This is a genomic window from Olsenella phocaeensis (genome assembly GCF_048189965.1).
GTDB classification, from domain to species: domain Bacteria; phylum Actinomycetota; class Coriobacteriia; order Coriobacteriales; family Atopobiaceae; genus Olsenella_I; species Olsenella_I phocaeensis.
In genome coordinates this window covers 44786-61143 of the sequence record NZ_DBEZHV010000015.1, presented here as the reverse complement: position 1 = coordinate 61143, position 16358 = coordinate 44786, and the positions used below count along the sequence as shown (strand labels likewise).

At 70.3% G+C, this 16358-nt stretch carries 12 protein-coding genes; 11 read left to right on the top strand and 1 reads right to left on the bottom strand.

The genetic code is table 11. The features are described from left to right. Nucleotides 1-289: 289 nt before the first annotated feature. The 11 genes from uvrA to ACMPH2_RS07505 all read left to right on the top strand — a co-directional run bounded on the left by uvrA (nucleotide 290) and on the right by ACMPH2_RS07505 (nucleotide 14685). Nucleotides 290-3196 (top strand): excinuclease ABC subunit UvrA, encoded by a 2907-nt coding sequence (gene uvrA / locus ACMPH2_RS07555; protein WP_417119099.1) that lies wholly within the window; start codon nucleotides 290-292, stop codon nucleotides 3194-3196. An 11-nt stretch (nucleotides 3197-3207) separates the two neighbouring features. Beyond that, nucleotides 3208-3705, top strand: coding sequence for a Cys-tRNA(Pro) deacylase (gene ybaK / locus ACMPH2_RS07550; protein ID WP_417119098.1), 498 nt, complete (start codon nucleotides 3208-3210; stop codon nucleotides 3703-3705). Nucleotides 3706-3767: 62 nt separating this feature from the next. Next, the gene (murJ, locus tag ACMPH2_RS07545; RefSeq protein ID WP_417119097.1) at nucleotides 3768-5438 is read left to right on the top strand and encodes a murein biosynthesis integral membrane protein MurJ; all 1671 of its coding nucleotides are present in this window, start codon (nucleotides 3768-3770) and stop codon (nucleotides 5436-5438) included. Nucleotides 5439-6239: 801 nt separating this feature from the next. Then, a complete protein-coding gene (hisG, locus tag ACMPH2_RS07540; protein WP_417119096.1) occupies nucleotides 6240-7913 on the top strand; it encodes an ATP phosphoribosyltransferase in 1674 nt (557 codons plus the stop codon). Further along, complete coding sequence (gene hisD / locus ACMPH2_RS07535) at nucleotides 7910-9325, top strand: histidinol dehydrogenase (RefSeq protein WP_417119095.1); 1416 nt, start codon at nucleotides 7910-7912, stop codon at nucleotides 9323-9325. Before hisG ends, hisD begins: the two co-directional genes overlap by 4 nt. 20 nt (nucleotides 9326-9345) lie before the next feature. Next, nucleotides 9346-10434 (top strand): histidinol-phosphate transaminase, encoded by a 1089-nt coding sequence (gene hisC, locus ACMPH2_RS07530; RefSeq protein WP_417119094.1) that lies wholly within the window; start codon nucleotides 9346-9348, stop codon nucleotides 10432-10434. A gap of 85 nt (nucleotides 10435-10519) precedes the next feature. Then, complete coding sequence (gene hisB, locus ACMPH2_RS07525) at nucleotides 10520-11107, top strand: imidazoleglycerol-phosphate dehydratase HisB (protein WP_417119093.1); 588 nt, start codon at nucleotides 10520-10522, stop codon at nucleotides 11105-11107. Continuing rightward, complete coding sequence (gene hisH / locus ACMPH2_RS07520; protein WP_417119092.1) at nucleotides 11107-11775, top strand: imidazole glycerol phosphate synthase subunit HisH; 669 nt, start codon at nucleotides 11107-11109, stop codon at nucleotides 11773-11775. Before hisB ends, hisH begins: the two co-directional genes overlap by 1 nt. Before the next feature lie 10 nt (nucleotides 11776-11785). Beyond that, nucleotides 11786-12562 (top strand): 1-(5-phosphoribosyl)-5-[(5-phosphoribosylamino)methylideneamino]imidazole-4-carboxamide isomerase, encoded by a 777-nt coding sequence (locus tag ACMPH2_RS07515; protein ID WP_417119091.1) that lies wholly within the window; start codon nucleotides 11786-11788, stop codon nucleotides 12560-12562. Further along, nucleotides 12556-13323, top strand: a complete 768-nt coding sequence (gene hisF / locus ACMPH2_RS07510) for an imidazole glycerol phosphate synthase subunit HisF (RefSeq protein WP_009277848.1) — start codon at nucleotides 12556-12558, stop codon at nucleotides 13321-13323. Before ACMPH2_RS07515 ends, hisF begins: the two co-directional genes overlap by 7 nt. A 417-nt stretch (nucleotides 13324-13740) precedes the next feature. Then, complete coding sequence (locus tag ACMPH2_RS07505) at nucleotides 13741-14685, top strand: hypothetical protein (RefSeq protein WP_417119090.1); 945 nt, start codon at nucleotides 13741-13743, stop codon at nucleotides 14683-14685. On the opposite strand, the gene ACMPH2_RS07500 is transcribed toward ACMPH2_RS07505, so the two are convergent. After that, on the bottom strand, nucleotides 14682-16358 hold the full coding sequence (locus ACMPH2_RS07500) for an FAD-binding protein (RefSeq protein WP_417119089.1): 1677 nt from the start codon (nucleotides 16356-16358) through the stop codon (nucleotides 14682-14684). The two genes, ACMPH2_RS07505 and ACMPH2_RS07500, sit on opposite strands and share 4 nt — an antisense overlap.

Genomic DNA, 16358 nt, shown 5'->3' with positions numbered 1-16358 from the left:
GTGGCTGCCCGGGCGGAAATTCCCGCCCGGGCTTTCTCGTGCCGCAGAAAACTGCGCATTGGGTTTCTTTCAGCCGCAAGAGTCATGGGCAAACGTGATTCGTCTCCACAATTTGAGCGAATCGTGCGCAGTTTTTGGCCGACCCTCCCAGTAGCGCGGTGCCGTCTGGCCTCCTCTCGCCCCGAGTCCCTGCGGGGATGCTGTCGAATCGCCGCCCAACGACACGGCCCCCAGCGCTTCGGGTATACGCTAGTGCTGTCTGAACGCCTTCATTTCCAAGGGGTAGCACATGGCCTCTGAGTCCATCGTCATCCGCGGTGCGCGCGAGCACAACCTGCGGGACATTGACGTCACCATCCCGCGCGACAAGCTCGTCGTCATCACGGGTCTCTCGGGCTCGGGCAAGTCGAGCCTTGCCTTCGACACCATCTATGCCGAGGGGCAGCGCCGCTACGTCGAGTCGCTCTCGAGCTACGCCCGCATGTTCCTGGGTCAGATGGACAAGCCCGACCTCGACTCCATCGATGGCCTCTCGCCCGCGGTCTCCATCGACCAGAAGACCACGAGCCGCAACCCCCGCTCCACCGTGGGAACCGTGACGGAGATCTACGACTACCTGCGCCTGCTCTACGCCCGCATCGGTGTCCCGCACTGCCCCGAGTGTGGCCGCGTGATCGAGCGCCAGACCACCGACCAGGTGGCCGACAAGGTCCTCGCCGTGGGCCAGGGCCGCCGCGCCCTCGTGCTGGCCCCCGTGGTCCTGGGCCGCAAGGGCGAGTACGCCAAGCTCTTCGAGGACCTGCGCCACGAGGGCTTCAGCCGCGTGCGCGTGGACGGCGAGGTGCGCGAGCTCGAGGAGGACATCAGGCTCGAGAAGAAGCTCAAGCACTCCATCGAGGTCGTCGTGGACCGCGTGGTCATTCGCGAGAACAGCCTCGGCCGCGTGGCGGAGGCCATCGAGACGGCTACGCGCCTCGCCTCGGGCCGCGTCTCGTTCTACCTGCTCCCCGACCGCGACGCCCCCGAGGCCGCGGAGGGGGAGCTCCTGAGCTACTCCCTGGCCCTGGCCTGCCCCGAGCACGGCCACTCCATAGACGACCTGCAGCCTCGCGACTTCTCGTTCAACGCGCCCTACGGAGCCTGTCCCGACTGTGACGGCATCGGGACGCGTCGCAGCGTGGACGCGGAGGCGCTGATCGAGGACCCGACGCTCTCCGTGGCAGGCGGCGTTTTCGGAAGCATCTTCGGCCACTCCAACTACTACCCGCAGATCCTCTCGGCCGTCTGTGTCCACATGGGCGAGAGCGACCAGACCCCTTGGAACAAGCTGAAGAAGAAGACCCAGCACGCCCTGCTCGACGGCCTGGGGGACGCCAAGGTCCGCGTGGAGTACCACACGCGCGACGGCCGCGACACCAACTGGACCACCACCTTCTCGGGCGTGCGCTCCATCCTCTTCGAGAAGTACCAGGAGACCACCTCCGAGACCATGAAGACCCACCTGGAGAAGTACATCCGGGAGGTGCCCTGCCCCACCTGCCACGGCGCCCGCCTCAAGCCCGAGTACCTGGCCGTCACCGTGGGGGACCGCAACATCCAGGAGGTCTGCGACCTCAGCTGCAAGGACGCCCTGGACTTCTTCGAGGACCTGTCCCTCACCGAGCGCCAGCACCTCATCGGCGCCCCCATCGTTAAGGAGGTCATCGCCCGCCTCCGCTTCATGGTCAACGTGGGCCTGGACTACCTCACGCTGAGCCGCGCCGCGGCGACGCTATCTGGTGGAGAGGCCCAGCGCATCCGCCTCGCCACCCAGATCGGCGCCGGGCTCATGGGCGTGCTCTACATCCTGGACGAGCCCTCCATCGGCCTGCACCAGCGCGACAACGACCGGCTCATAGACACCCTGCGCCGCCTGCGCGACCAGGGCAACACCGTGATCGTGGTGGAGCACGACGAGGACACCATACGCGCCGCCGACTACGTCATAGACATGGGTCCTGGCGCCGGCGAGCTGGGCGGGGCCGTGGTGGCCGCCGGCACGCCGGAAGAGATCATGGCCAACCCGGACTCCGTCACCGGCGCCTACCTCACGGGTCGCAGGCTCGTCGAGCTCCCTGCCGAGCGCCGCAAGCCCGGTCGTGGCGCCATCAGGATCAGCGGCGCGACCGCCAACAACCTGCGCTCCGTGAGCGCAAAGGTGGAGCTGGGGACCCTCACCGTGGTCACCGGCGTCAGCGGCTCGGGCAAGTCGTCCCTCGTGACGGACACCCTCGCCCCCGCCCTCACCAACGCCGTGCACCACTCCAAGCGCGCCGTCGGGCCCTACCGCCGCCTCGAGGGGCTGGAGGACGAGGAGGGCCGCAAGGCCATAGACAAGGTCATCGACATCGACCAGAGCCCCATCGGCCGCACCCCGCGCTCCAACCCCGCGACCTACATCGGCCTCTGGGACGACCTGCGCGCGCTCTTCGCCAGCGTGCCCGAGAGCCGTGCGCGCGGCTACAGCGCCGGGCGCTTCTCGTTCAACGTGCCGGGCGGCCGCTGCGAGGCGTGCAAGGGCGACGGCCAGATCAAGATCGAGATGAACTTCCTTCCCGACATCTACGTGCCCTGCGAGGTCTGCCACGGTAAGCGCTACAACCGCGAGACCCTCGAGGTCACCTACCACGGCAAGAGCATCAGCGACGTCCTGGACATGACGGTGACCGAGGCCCTGGCCTTCTTCGCCAGCATCCCCCGGATCAAGCGCAAGCTCCAGACTCTCTACGACGTGGGCCTGGGCTACGTGCACCTGGGCCAGCCCGCCACGACGCTCTCGGGCGGCGAGGCGCAGCGCGTAAAGCTCGCCAAGGAGCTCCACCGCCAGCAGACGGGCAAGACCCTCTACATTCTGGACGAGCCTACCACCGGCCTGCACTTCGAGGACGTGCGCATGCTCGTCGAGGTGCTCGAGAAGCTCGTCGACGCCGGCAACACCGTGCTGGTCATCGAGCACAACCTGGACGTCATCAAGATGGCTGACCGCATCATAGACATGGGACCCGAGGGAGGCGCCGGCGGTGGCACCGTCGTGGCCTACGGCACCCCCGAGCAGGTCGCCAAGGCCAAGGGCAGCCACACTGGCCGCTACCTCGCGCCCATCCTGGAGCGCGACCGTAGGCGCATGGCCGAGCGTGCCTCAAAGGGCAAGGGCTAGGGGAAAGGGACGTGGCAAAGCGGGAGAAGGTCGCGAAGACCAACGCCATGCGCGAGCTCGAGCGCGGGGGAGTCGCCTACACCTGCCAAGCCTACGACGCCGACGGGGAGGACCTCTCGTCCGGCGTGGGCGTCCGCATCAGCGAGGCCCTGGGGGAGGACGTCGACTCGTCCTTCAAGACCCTGGTCACGGTGACGCCCTCGGGAGGTCACGTGGTCTGCTGCATCCCCGTGGCCGAGGAGCTCGACCTCAAGAAGGCCGCGGCAGCGGCGGGGGAGAAGTCCCTCTCGATGATGCACGTGCGCGACCTCGAGGCCGTGACCGGCTACGTCCGTGGCGGCTGCTCGCCGGTGGGCATGAGGAAGCCCTTCCCGACCCTCATCGACGAGTGTGCCCAGCTTTTCGACGACGTAGGCATCTCGGGCGGGAGGCGCGGTCTCAGCCTGCGGCTCGACCCCCTCGACCTCGCCGCCTTCACCAAGGCGAAGTTCGCAGACATCTGCCGCTAGGCGGCACGACCCGGACGCCCGTAGGGCCCGCAGGACGGCCCGGCCCAGACAAGGAGCTAGCAATGCCCAAGCACATGGCAACGCCCACGAGCCCCCGGCCACGGGTCCGTCCCTCGGCCCCCGGTGCCGCCGGCGTCGAGCCCCAGGACCGCGAGGCGCAGGTCGGCCGCTCCGCTGCCCTCATGAGCGCACTCGTCATCGTGAGCCGCCTCACGGGCTTCTTCCGCACCTGGGGCCAGGCCTACGCGCTGGGTGTCACCGTCACGGCGAGCTGCTACTCCGTGGCGAACAACCTCCCCAACCAGCTGTACGAAATCGTGGTGGGTGGCATGCTGGTGACGGCCTTCCTGCCGGTCTACCTCTCGGTAAAGAAGCGCCTGGGGCGGGAGGGCGCCAACGCCTACACCTCCAACCTGGTCACGATCGTCCTCATCCTCATGGGGGCGGTCTGCGCCCTGGGCTTCGTCTTCGCGAGCCAGGTGGTGTGGACCCAGTCGTTCAGCGCGAGCTCCGACTTCGACAGCGAGCTCGCCGTCTACTTCTTCCGCTTCTTCGTCATCGAGGTCGTGCTCTACGCGCTCTCGTCGATCCTCTCCGGCGTGCTCAACGCCGAGCGCGACTACTTCTGGTCCAGCGCGGCGCCCATCTTCAACAACTTCGTGACCACGGCCTCCTTCCTGGCCTATGCCTGGCTCGTGGGGTCCGACCCGCAGCTCGCGCTCGTGCTCCTCGCCCTGGGCAACCCCCTTGGCGTGGCGGTCCAGGTCCTCATGCAGGTTCCGTCGCTGTCGAGGCATGGCATCCGCATCCGCCTGCACCTCGACCTGCATGACCCTGCGATCAAGGAGACCCTTTCCATTGGCGTGCCCTCGCTGGTGGTCATGCTCTGCTCCTTCGAGACGGTCTCGGTCATGACCAGCTCGTCCCTCTCGGCCACGGCGGCCGGCGCCTCGGTGAGCTACTACGCCCGTCTTTGGTACACCCTGCCCTATGCCATCCTCGCCGTCCCCATCACGACGGCGATGTTCACCGAGCTCTCGGACTACGTGGCTCGCGGGGACATGGACGCGTATCGGCGCGGCGTGTCGGCGGGGACGAGCCGCATCCTCTTCTTCATGGTGCCCTTCACCCTCTACCTTGTGGCCTTCGCGCGGCCGCTCGTCGTGCTGCTGGCCGCGGGCAAGTTTTCCGCCTCCGACATCGACATGACCGCGAGCTACCTGCGGGCGCTCTCGGTTTCGCTCGCGCCCTATGCCGTGGTCATGTACCTGCAGAAGGTCTGCTCGTCGCTCAGGCGCATGGGGCTCTATGCCAGCGCGCACGTGGTGGCCGCGGCGATCCAGACCGTGATCTGCCTCGCGTTCACGCCGGCCTTCGGGCTCAACGTGGTCGCATGGTCCTCTGCGGTCTACATGGTCGCCGTGCTGGCAGTGACCTTCTGGAACCTCAGGCGCACCATCGGTGGCCTGGGCATCCGCGGCATGCTGGCCACTGCGTTGCGCTCCCTGGCGCTGGGCCTCGCGGGCGCCGCCGCCGGCTGGGGCGTCATGCGCGGCCTTTCCGCCACCGTTCCCTCGCTGGCTGCGGGCGGCGTGCGCGGGGCGCTCGCGCTGGTGGTGGCGGGCGGCATCCCCTCGCTTGTCGTGACCTACGGCCTGGCCGCTGCCCTGCGCCTGCCCGAGATGTCGGCCGTCAACGCGATTCTGGGCAGGCTGCTCCGCCGTCGCGGCTAGCCATCGACCACGTCCGACGCGCCTCTCGCCTGCGAATGCCTGCGCCCGACGAGCCGGCTCACGCCGCGGGCACGCCTAGCGCGTTGTATAACGTCGCGACTACGCCCAACGCGTGCCGAACTACCACCACTACGTCCAATGCGTCATGCAACATCGCGACCACGTCCGACGCGTCATGCAACATCGACACTACGCCTAACGCGTCTCGATATTGCTCGAAGGCGTCCAATGCGTGCGGGGCGGCTGCGTTTGCCCAGTTGGTGACTATCGATAAGACGCGTCTGACGTAGTCGGAACAAATCGACACGCATTGGGTGTACTTGTGAGGGGCTGGCGCGCGTTGGACGTTGTCGACGCGGGTTGACGCGTGCTTGGCGTAGTCGAAACGATTGCCGGGCCGTTCGTCGCCGCGAAGGCGTCCAACGCGTCGGGGCCCATCGCGACTACGTCCGACGCGTCACGCAATATCGCGACTACGTCCGACGCGTTTTTTCGCTGCGTGCCAACTGGTCAAAGGTGAGGCTCTCAGACGCGCTGGACGTAGTGGTGGTAGTTCGGCACGCGTTGGACGTAGTGGCGGTAGTTCGGCGCGTGCCGGACGTAATGGTGGCAATTCGGCACGCGTTCGGCGTATTCGACGCCAGGGCGTACGTGCCGGGCGTGGTCGACGAAAGTTTCCGGACGGTGAAGCCTGTCTCCCCGCCGCTTTATCGTGATAAAGTACCTCTCGACAAAAGCACTTTACTAGGATAAAGCGCAGGGGGGAGAGGGACCGCATCCCTGCCAGAAGGGGGGGACGCCATGGCAGCACGGACTCCCCGGGGGTTCCGCGACATCCTGCCCGCCGAGGCGGCGGTGCGCGAGAGGATCCGCGCGCGGGTGGCGGACCTCTTCCGGTCGCATGGCTACCTCCCGGTCGAGACCCCGCTGCTCGAGGAGCGGACGGAGCTCGAGCGCGGGGGAAGGATACGCAACTCCCCCTTCCAGCTCATCGACGCGGACGGCAGCCTCATGGTGTTGCGGCCCGACCTCACGCTTCCCATCGCCCGCCTGGTCTCGGCCCGCGTGCCGGATGGCGGGCTGCCGCTTCGCCTGCGCTACGCCGCGCCCCTGGTGCGCGAGGAGTCCGAGCTCGGGGGCAGGCCCCGCCAGCTCACCCAGCTGGGAGTGGAGCTCTTCGACCTCGAGGGCGCCTGCCCCGAGCTCGAGCTCGTCCTGCTCTTGGCAGAGGTCCTCGACGCGCTGGGGGTTCCCGCCTGGCACGTGGCCTGTGGCTCGGTGCGCCCGCTGCAGGCGTTGCTGGCCCAGCGCTCGCCCTCCGGGGAGGTGACCGCTCGCGTGCTCGAGCTCGTCCATGCCTCGGACCTCGTGGGCCTGGACGAGTACCTGGACGGGCTCACGCTCGAGCCCGCGCTCGACCGCGCCTTGCGTGAGCTCCCGCGGCTGACGGGCGATGCCTCGGTGGTGGCGCGCGTGGACGAGCTCCTGGCGGCGGCGGAGGTCCCCGAGGGCGAGAGGGGCACGGGGGAGCTCGTGGCGATGGCCGAGGGCCTGCACGAGCTCCTGGGGTCCGGGCAGGTCGCCTTTGACTTCTCCATCCCCAACTCCTTCGACTACTACACGGGCGTCGTGTTCCGCTGCTACTCCGAGCTGGCCTCGGACGCGCTGGCGTCGGGTGGCCGCTACGATGCCGTCCTGCGCAACCTGGGCAGGCCCAACGTCCTGGCGTGCGGCTTCGCCCTCTCGCTCGAGGCGCTGCAGGAGGTCCTGGGGCAGCGGGGAGGCCTGGGGGGCGTGGCAAGCGCGAGCAGCAGGGCCGAGCGTCCGCTCAGGATTGCCGTCCCCAAGGGGAGCCTCTTCGCCCCCACGGTTAGGATGCTCGAGGCGGCAGGGCTGCCTGTGGGGGAGCTGCGCGAGCCGGGGCGCAGGCTGGTGATTCCCGCGGACGGGGTGGAGTACGTGATCGTGCGCGCGCAGGACGCCCCGGCCTTCGTGGGCAACGGAGGGGCCGACTGCGGCATCTGCGGCAACGACTCAATCATCGAGGCGGGCGAGGAGCTGGTCCAGCTCGTGGGCCTGGGCTACGGCGCATGCCGCTTCGTCGTGGCGGAGCCGGCGAGCCGGCGCGGCGCCGCCGAGGAGGCCTACGGCTGGCGGGGCAGCGTGCGCGTGGCGACCAAGTACCCGCGCATCACCCGGCGCTACTACGAGTCCATCGGTCAGCAGGTGGACATCGTGCAGCTGCACGGCAACATAGAGCTGGGGCCCATCGTGGGGATGAGCGACCGCATCGTGGACATCACCGCGACGGGGGAGACCCTGGCACAGAACGATCTCGTGGTGGTGGACGAGGTCATGGAGTGCGCCGCCCGCTTCTTCGCGGGACCGGCGGCCTACAGGTCGGACTTCCGGGTGCGCGCCCTCGCACGGCGGCTCCTGGAGGTATCGGCGTCAGGAGAGGGGAGCAGTCGATGAGGACCGTCAGGCTCGAGGGGGCGTCGCGCCTCACGCGCAAGGACCTGCAGAGGGCGGGGGCGCTGCCCCGCGAGGTCATGGAGGCCGCCGAGGCCATCGTGGACGACGTCCGCGAGCGCGGTGACGAGGCCGTGCGCGAGTACTGCCTGCGCTTCGACGGGGCCTGCCCGGACGCCTTCCGCGTCCCTGACGAGCTGGTCCGGGGCAGCGTGGAGCTCGTCGACGCGGGCTTCCTCGCGGCGCTCAGGAAGGCCCACGACCAGATCCTGGACTTCCACCAGCGCGAGCGCGAGCAGTCCTGGTTCACCACCCGCTCCGACGGGACCATCCTGGGCGTCAAGGTGACGCCCGTCCCCTCGGTGGCGGTCTACGTGCCGGGAGGTCGCGCGCAGTACCCCTCCACGGTGCTCATGGACGTCATCCCCGCCAGGGTGGCCGGCGTGCCTCGCGTCGTCATGGTCACGCCGCCGCAGAGGGACGGGTCACTCTCGCCCTACACGCTCGCCGCGGCAGCCGTCGCGGGCGTCGACGAGGTCTATGCCGTGGGTGGGGCGCAGGCGGTCGCCGCCGTCGCGTATGGCACCGAGTCCATTCCTCGCGTGGCCAAGGTCGTGGGGCCGGGCAACGCCTACGTGGCGGCGGCCAAGCGCTACGTGATGGGGGACGTGGGCATAGACATGGTCGCCGGACCCTCCGAGGTCTGCGTGCTGGCCGACTCGTCCGCAGACCCCGCCATCGTCGCCGCGGACCTCATGGCCCAGGCCGAGCACGACCCCATGGCCGCCTGCTACCTGGTGACCGACGACGCCGGCCTGCCCGAGCGCGTGCTCGCCGCGGTGGAGCTCCTGGTGGCGCAGTCCCCGCGCGAGGAGATCACCCGCAGCTCGCTGGACGGGCGCGGGCTCTGCGTGGTCTGCGACGGCCTTGACGCCGCCCTGGACGCGGTTGACCTCATCGCGCCGGAGCATCTCGAGCTGCACTGCCGGGACGCCTTCTCGCTCCTGGGGCGGGTGCACAACGCCGGCGCCATCTTCGTGGGCCCCTGGAGCTCCGAGCCTCTGGGAGACTACGTCGCCGGGCCCAACCACACGCTTCCCACCGGCGGCACCGCGCTCTTCTCCAACCCCCTGGGCGTCTACGACTTCCAGAAGCGCTCCTCGGTCATCGCCTACACGCCCGAGGGCCTCGCGGCAGACGGACCCGCCGTGCAGGAGCTGGCCCAGGCGGAGGGCCTCTGGGCGCACGCGCTCAGCGTTGGCCTGAGGCGGAGGCTGCTCGAGGGGGGCGGCCAGAATTTCGCCGATGTAACGACTGCCTGCGAGGACGCCATGTCCGCCGCCTGGCCGCGTAAGCTCGATGTGCCCGCCCCCGTCCGGCTGCCCGGCTTCGGCGGTGCGGGTCCCGACGACTGACGAAGCACGGGAGGTGACGCATGGCTGCCATCGACGACGCCCTCAGGTCCGCGCTCAGGCCCTCGGCCGCGGCGCTCGAGCCCTATGACCCCGCCTTCGCGCCGGTCCGCATCAACCTCTCCGCAAACGAGAACGGCCTCGGCCTCCCTCCTGGCGTGGCCGCAGAGCTGGGACAGGCGCTCGCCCGCACGGCGACCAACCGCTATCCCCGGCCCCTGAGCGACGAGCTGAGGCAGGAGATAGCGCTCTGGCACGGCGTGGCGCCCGAGCGCGTCTGCGTGGGCAACGGGGGGGACGAGCTCCTCTTCAACCTCTTCGTGGCCTTCGGCGGCGCCGGGCGCACCCTCGTGGACTGCCCTCCGTCCTTCTCGGTCTACCGCCTCTATGCGGAGCTTGCCGAGACCGAGGTCGTCGACGTGCCGCGCGACCCCGCGGACTTCTCCCTCGACGAGGCGGCTCTGGTCGACGCCGCCCGCGGCGCGAGCGTGGTGGTGGTCACCTCTCCCAACAACCCGACGGGGAACCTGGCCCGGCCCGGATTGGTGCGCGAGCTCTGCGGCGCCTGCCCCGGCCTGGTGCTGGCGGACGAGGCCTACATGGAGTTCGCCGACGCGGGACAGAGCTCGGAGCCGCTCCTGGGCGAGTTCGACAACCTCGTCGTCCTGCACACCTTCTCGAAGGCCTTCGCGCTGGCCGGCGCCCGCGTGGGCTACGTCCTTGCGTCGCCGGGCGTGGTCGCGGCGCTCAACGCGGTGCGCCAGCCCTATTCCGTGAACGTGCTCTCGCAGGCAGCTGCCCTGGTCTGCGTCAGGAGGAGGGACGAGTTCGCCCCGTCCGTGGAGCTGATCCGCCGCGAGCGCGCCCGTGTGCTCGACGAGCTGCGCCGCCTCGCGGGCCGCGGCGTCGAGGTCTGGCCCAGCCAGGGCAACTTCCTGCTCCTGCGCGTCCCGTCGGCGCACGTGCTCTGGGAGCGGCTGAGAGACGAGCGCTCCGTGCTCGTCCGCGACTTCTCGCGGGCGCCCGGCCTTTCCGACTGCCTGCGGGCGACCATAGGGACGCCCGAGGAGAACGACGCCTTCCTGCAGGCGATGGGGGAGCTTCTCCCCTGACCTTGGCTCTGGCCCCCGACGACCCCTGACCCCCGAACCTGCCCCGACCACACCCACTTGCCCCGACCACACCCAAGGAGGAACGATGGAGAGACGTGCCAGCGTGTCCCGCAGCACGGGCGAGACGAAGATCCAGGTCGAGCTGGACCTGGACGGGACGGGGGAGTGCGACGTCCGGACAGGCGTCGGCTTCTTCGACCACATGCTCTGCGCCCTGGGCAGGCACTCCCTCGTCGACCTGCGCGTCCGGGCGGAGGGCGACAGCTGGGTGGACGACCACCACACGGTGGAGGACGTGGGCATCGTGCTGGGGAGGGCCATCTCGGAGGCCCTGGGAGACAAGGCCGGCATCCGCCGCTTCGGCGACGCCCTGGTGCCCATGGACGAGTCCCTGGTCCTGGCGGCCATCGACCTCAGCGGCAGGGGGGAGCTTTACTGGGAGCTTCCCATTCCTGCGCAGAAGGTGGGCAGCTTCGACACGGAGCTGGGCCAGGAGTTCTTCGTGGGCCTCGCCCGTGAGGCCGGCATGACCCTGCACCTGAGGGAGCTTGCCGGCAGCAATGCCCACCACCTGCTCGAGTGCTGCTTCAAGGCCTTCGCCCGCGCCCTGCGCGCCGCGGTCGAGCCCGACCCTCGCGTCGAGGGCATCCCCTCCACCAAGGGGAGCCTCTGATGTCCGGCGGGGAGGGGCGCATCGTCGTCGTGGACTATCACGAGGGCAACCTCCGCAGCGTCGAACGGGCGCTCGCCGAGGTGGGCGCATCGGTCGTGGTGAGCGACGAGGCACGCGACGTGGACGGCGCCGCGGGCGTCGTGCTTCCGGGCGTCGGCGCCTTCGAGGACGCTATGGGTCAGCTGCTTGCCAGCGGCCAGGCGCAGTCCATCGTGGCCGCCATCGGTCGCGGCGTGCCCTTCCTGGGCATCTGCCTTGGCATGCAGCTGCTCTTCTCGCGAGGGAGCGAGAGGAGGGATGGACCCTCCAGCTGGGGCGGTGAGTGGGTCCCCGGCCTGGGTGTGCTCGAGGGCTCGGTGACCCGTCTGGAGTCCAAGCGCCTCAAGGTGCCCCACGTGGGCTGGGACCAGGCGCACCTCAGCGAGCTGGGGCGGACCTGCCCGCTCCTGGCAGACGTGCCCGAGGGGGCGAACTTCTACTTCACGCACTCGTATGCGCTGGCAGACGACGTGGACGAGGGCATCGTGGTGATGCGCACCCACTACGCGCGCAGCTTCGCCTCGGGGGTGTGGTCGGACAACGTCTTTGGCCTGCAGTTCCATCCCGAGAAGTCCTCGCGGGCGGGCCGTGCGCTGCTCGCGAACTTCGTGAGCGTCGTACGAGGATAGGGGGGCTGGCATGATCCTCTTCCCAGCCATAGACCTCGTGGGCGGCAGGGTCGTGCGCCTGCAGCGGGGCGAGCGCTCGCGCATGGACGTCTACTCCGACGACCCCGTCGCCGTCGCGTGCGACTTCGCGGCGCGTGGCGCCCACTGGGTCCACGTGGTGGACCTCTCCGCCGCCTTCCAGGAGGACGAGGCCGCGCGCGAGGCGAACCGCCGGGCCATCGCGGGCATCTGCTCCGTCGAGGGCATCCGGGTCGACGCGGGCGGAGGCGTGAGGTGCCTCGCGGACCTCGAGCGGCTCGTGAGCGCCGGCGCGAGCCGCGTCGCCTTGGGCACGGCCCTGGTGCGCGACCCGGCCTTCGCCCGCCAGGCGGCTCGCGACTTCGGCGGGCTCGTGGTGGCCGACGCCGCCGCGGAGGACGGCTGGGTGCGCGTCAACGGTTGGCGCGACGGTGCTGGACTCCTCCTGGACGAGCTCCTCGTCGAGCTCGCGGGCATGGGCTACCGCCACCTGGTGCTCACGGACGTCGCGCGCGACGGCATGCAGACCGGCATCGACCTGGGGCTCTACCGCCACGCGGCAGAGGTGGCCGGGTTTCCCGTGGTCGCCTCGGGTGGCATCGCGGGCCTGGACGACCTGCGCGCGCTCGCGGATGCGGGCGGGGACGTGGTGGAGGGCGCCATCGTCGGCCGTGCCCTCTACGAGGGAAGCTTCACGCTGGAGGAGGCCCTGGCGGTCGCGTGCCCGGGTTTCTCTCGCCAGAACGAGGACGGAGGCCCGGCATGCTGACCAAGAGGGTCATCCCCTGCCTGGACGTGAAGGACGGGCGCGTCGTGAAGGGCGTCAACTTCGTGGGGCTGCGCGACGCCGGCGACCCCGTGGAGCTGGCGCGCGCCTACGACCGCGAGGGCGCCGACGAGGTGGTCTTCCTGGACATCACGGCCACCTCGGACGACCGCTCCACCACCGTGGGCCTTGCCGCCCGCGCGGCCGAGGAGCTGCGCATCCCCTATGCCGTGGGCGGGGGCTTCCGGGACGTCGCGGGCATGAGGCGGATGATCGCCGCGGGGGCCGACAAGGTCTCGGTCAACTCCGCGGCCGTGCGCGACCCCGGGCTGGTCTCGGCCGCCGCCTCGGCCTTTGGCAGCCAGGCGGTGGTATGCGCCATCGACGCCCGACGTCGGGGCAGCCTGGACCGCTGGGAGGTCTATGTGGCGGGCGGGCGCGCAGCGACGGGGCTCGACGCCATCGAGTGGGCGCGCGAGGTGGAGCGCCGCGGCGCGGGAGAGATTCTGCTCACGAGCATGGACCGGGACGGCACCAAGGAGGGCTTCGACCTGGCTCTTACGCGCGCCGTGGCCCGTGCCGTGCGGATTCCCGTCATAGCCTCCGGCGGTGTGGGCAGCCTGGAGCACTTCGCCGAGGGCGTCATCGAGGGGGAGGCCGACGCCGTGCTGGCGGCGAGCGTCTTCCACTTCGGGACCTACAGCATCCGGCAGGTCAAGGAGTACATGGCAGCCCAGGGCATCCCCGTGCGCCTGGACTTCTAGGGAGGAGGGAGGCGCCTCTCCCCAGGCCCTCCTCGGGCCGGACGCCGTCGGGGCGGACTTGTCGCGTGGCTACCGTTCAGGACTCACTTGAGATTGCAGAATCTTGCGAACTCGGGCGAGTTCTGAACGATTGGCCAACTCATGCAGGCCTTTCTAGCTGCCACCCAAGGCCACGTTGGCCGAAACGACCCTCCGCGCCCTTGTTGGTGGTGGTCCCCCCGCCTATCGTGACGGCACCTTGAGGCCCGACACGAGGAGGGGAGAGGGACGAGCGTCTACGTGAGCCACCATAGCGCCCTGTGGTTCTGGGCCGAGCATGCCGCCCGGGGCAGAAGGCCGCCGTCACGTTGCACCAGGGGGCTTGAGGACGCCCGTGCCGGGTCAGCGACGCTCGAATCGCTGCGGAATCTGGGAGTCTTGCGACGAGGGCGCCCGGTCGACCTTCTCGTCGCGTCACAGGGCCAGCGCCGAAACGGCTCCGGCGTTCGTTGCCATTGCCTGTCGGGCGAGCTGCCGCGCCGGAGCTTCTCCGAGCTCGTCCCGAACGTCTACGTCTGCGTCCCCGAGCTCTGCTTCCTGCAGCTTGCGGGGAGCCATTCCCCCGTCGACCTCCTGCGGCTGGGCATGGAGCTGTGCGGACACTACTCCCTGGCGGAGGGCCGCCGTGGCTTCCTGGACAGGCCCCCTCTCTGCTCGAGGGCTGGCCTGCTCGCCTATCTGGACGCGGTGCATGCAACGCGCAGCGTCGCCAAGGCCCGGCGCGCGGCGGGGCTCGTCATCGACGGTTCCTCCTCGCCCATGGAAAGCTCCCTGGCGCTGCTCCTGTGCCTCCCGACCCGCTGGGGAGGCTACGGGCTGCCCCGCCCCATCCTCAACGGCCAGCTGACGCTGAGCCCCGGCGCCGCACGGATCGTGGGCCAGCGGCGCTGCTCCCCCGACCTTTCGTGGCCTCGGAGGCGGGTCGCCGTGGAATATCTTGGCAGGGAGTACCACGGGGAGTTTGGGCGTGACCTGTCGAGGGTCCTTGGCCTCAGGCGCGACGGCTGGCGAGTCGAGCTCGTGGGGATTGGCCAGCTTAGAAACCAGGCGGCTGCGACCGAGCTCGCAAGGAGGCTGAGCCGCCACCTATGCGGGCGCGACCTGGTGCTGCCCCCTTCCAAGGAGGGCAAGAGGGTCCTGCTCAGGGAGTCGCTGCTTCCCTTCGGACATGTATGGGACGACGAGGGGAATGCGATGTCCTCCCTTCGACCCAGCTGGTCCTTCCCGCATCAGGCTCTCTCTAGATGCCCCAACCGTTCAGGACTCGCCCGAGTTCGCAAGATCCTGCCGGCTCGGGCGCGTTCTGAACGATGCGCCGCCTAGGAAGACCCTCCGGCCAGTCTGAGCTTCAGCCGGCCCTGACCCAGCCGCGCTCGCAGGGGACTCCCGAGCTCGTCCCGCTCCTCGGGGAAGTCCGCCCGGAAGTGGCTCCCGCGGCTCTCGGCGCGTTCCAGCATCATGCGGGCCATGACCTCGGCGCAGAGGAGCTCCGCGCGAACCTGGGCGGTCTGGGCCATGCGACGCGCGTCAACGGACGCGGTCGAGGTCACCGCGAGCTCCCCGCGCAACCCTCCCAGCGCGTGCAGCACGTGTCCCAGGCCATGGGCGTCGCGGGGGAAGAGGCAGCCCTCGGCCATGACCTGTCGCAGCTCCCGCGCCGCCTTGGGCGCCAGGGGAGAGGAGCTCGATCTCAGCTCCAGCGCCTCGCCCGCACCAGCCGCCGCCACGCGCTCGCTGCCCAGGGCCCGCCGTGCGGCGCCCGCGCCCGCCGCCTGTCCGAACACGAGGCAGCTCGCGCTCGCCAGGCCGCCGATGCGGTCGGCGCCGTGCATGCCCCCGGCGCATTCGCCGCAGGCAAAGAGGCCCGGCACGCCCACGACCCCCGCGTCCGTCCCGATCAGGATCCCGCCATTGCTCGCCTGTGCGGCCAGCCCCACGCGGAGCTCGTCCCCGCGTGCCACGCCACGGCCCTCGAGCCAGGAGAAGAACGACTCGACGAACTCGGGCAGAGGGTCGGGAAGTCCCTCGTAGCGAAGCCCTGCCCCCTGGGGCGAGGCGAGGGCGAGGTCCACGTCGTGGTCACCAACGCGCGCGCTGGTGGGGCCGTGCCCCGCGCGCAGCTCGAGGAGCCGTTTCCAGTCGTCGGGTCTCCTGCGCTCGAGCTCGTCGACGCGGGCCCAGCGGAAGCTCTTCTCGTTGAAGACCACGTCCCTCACGGGCGAGACGATCGTGGGCATGACCTGGAGGAACTCAAGGTTGGTGAGGGTGGCGCCGTGCCTCAGCGCCAGGGCGTGGCCCACGCCGTCCGTCCCGGCTCCCGCGAGGGAGCCCGCGAAGAGGCCGGCGCAGCCGCCCGTGGCGAGCACCACGGAGGGGGCGTGGGCGCAGAAGGCACGGCCGTCCCTGGTGTCGAAGAGCAGGGCCCCGGCGATGCCAGCCCCCGCGCCCGGCGTCGTGTCGGTCGCCTCCGGTGCCATGGCGTCCAGGTCGACGCGCCGCTGGCCCTCCTCGACGAGCTCCACGAGCTCGCAGTGGGGGAGGAGCCCCACGCCGAGCCGCGCGAGCTCCCTGCCCACGGCCTCGCGGTAGGGCGCGCGCTCCAGGCCGCGCCAGAGCCTGCGGTGGCTGTCGAAGCAGGGGACGTACTCCCGCTCGCCGGCGTCCGCGGGCCGTCGCAGTGCCACCCCCTGGGACTCGAGCCTCTCGACGGCGTCGGGGATGCCCGCCGCCAGGGCGCGCGCGAGCACCGGGTCCGCCATGCCCTGGCCCAGCTCGCGGATGGCGCGGGCCAGGTCGTCCACGTCATCCGCGCCGTCCGGCCCCACGAGGCCCACGCCCCAGGTGCTCCCGGCAAAGCTCGAGCCAGAGAAGGTCGGCCCGGCGCAGGCCAGGGTCACGCGGGCCCCCTCCCTCGCTGCGGCGACCGCGGCCTGGGTCCCCGCGATGCCCCCACCCACGACCAGCACGTCGCAGCTTGCCTCGGCCTCGATCCTCAT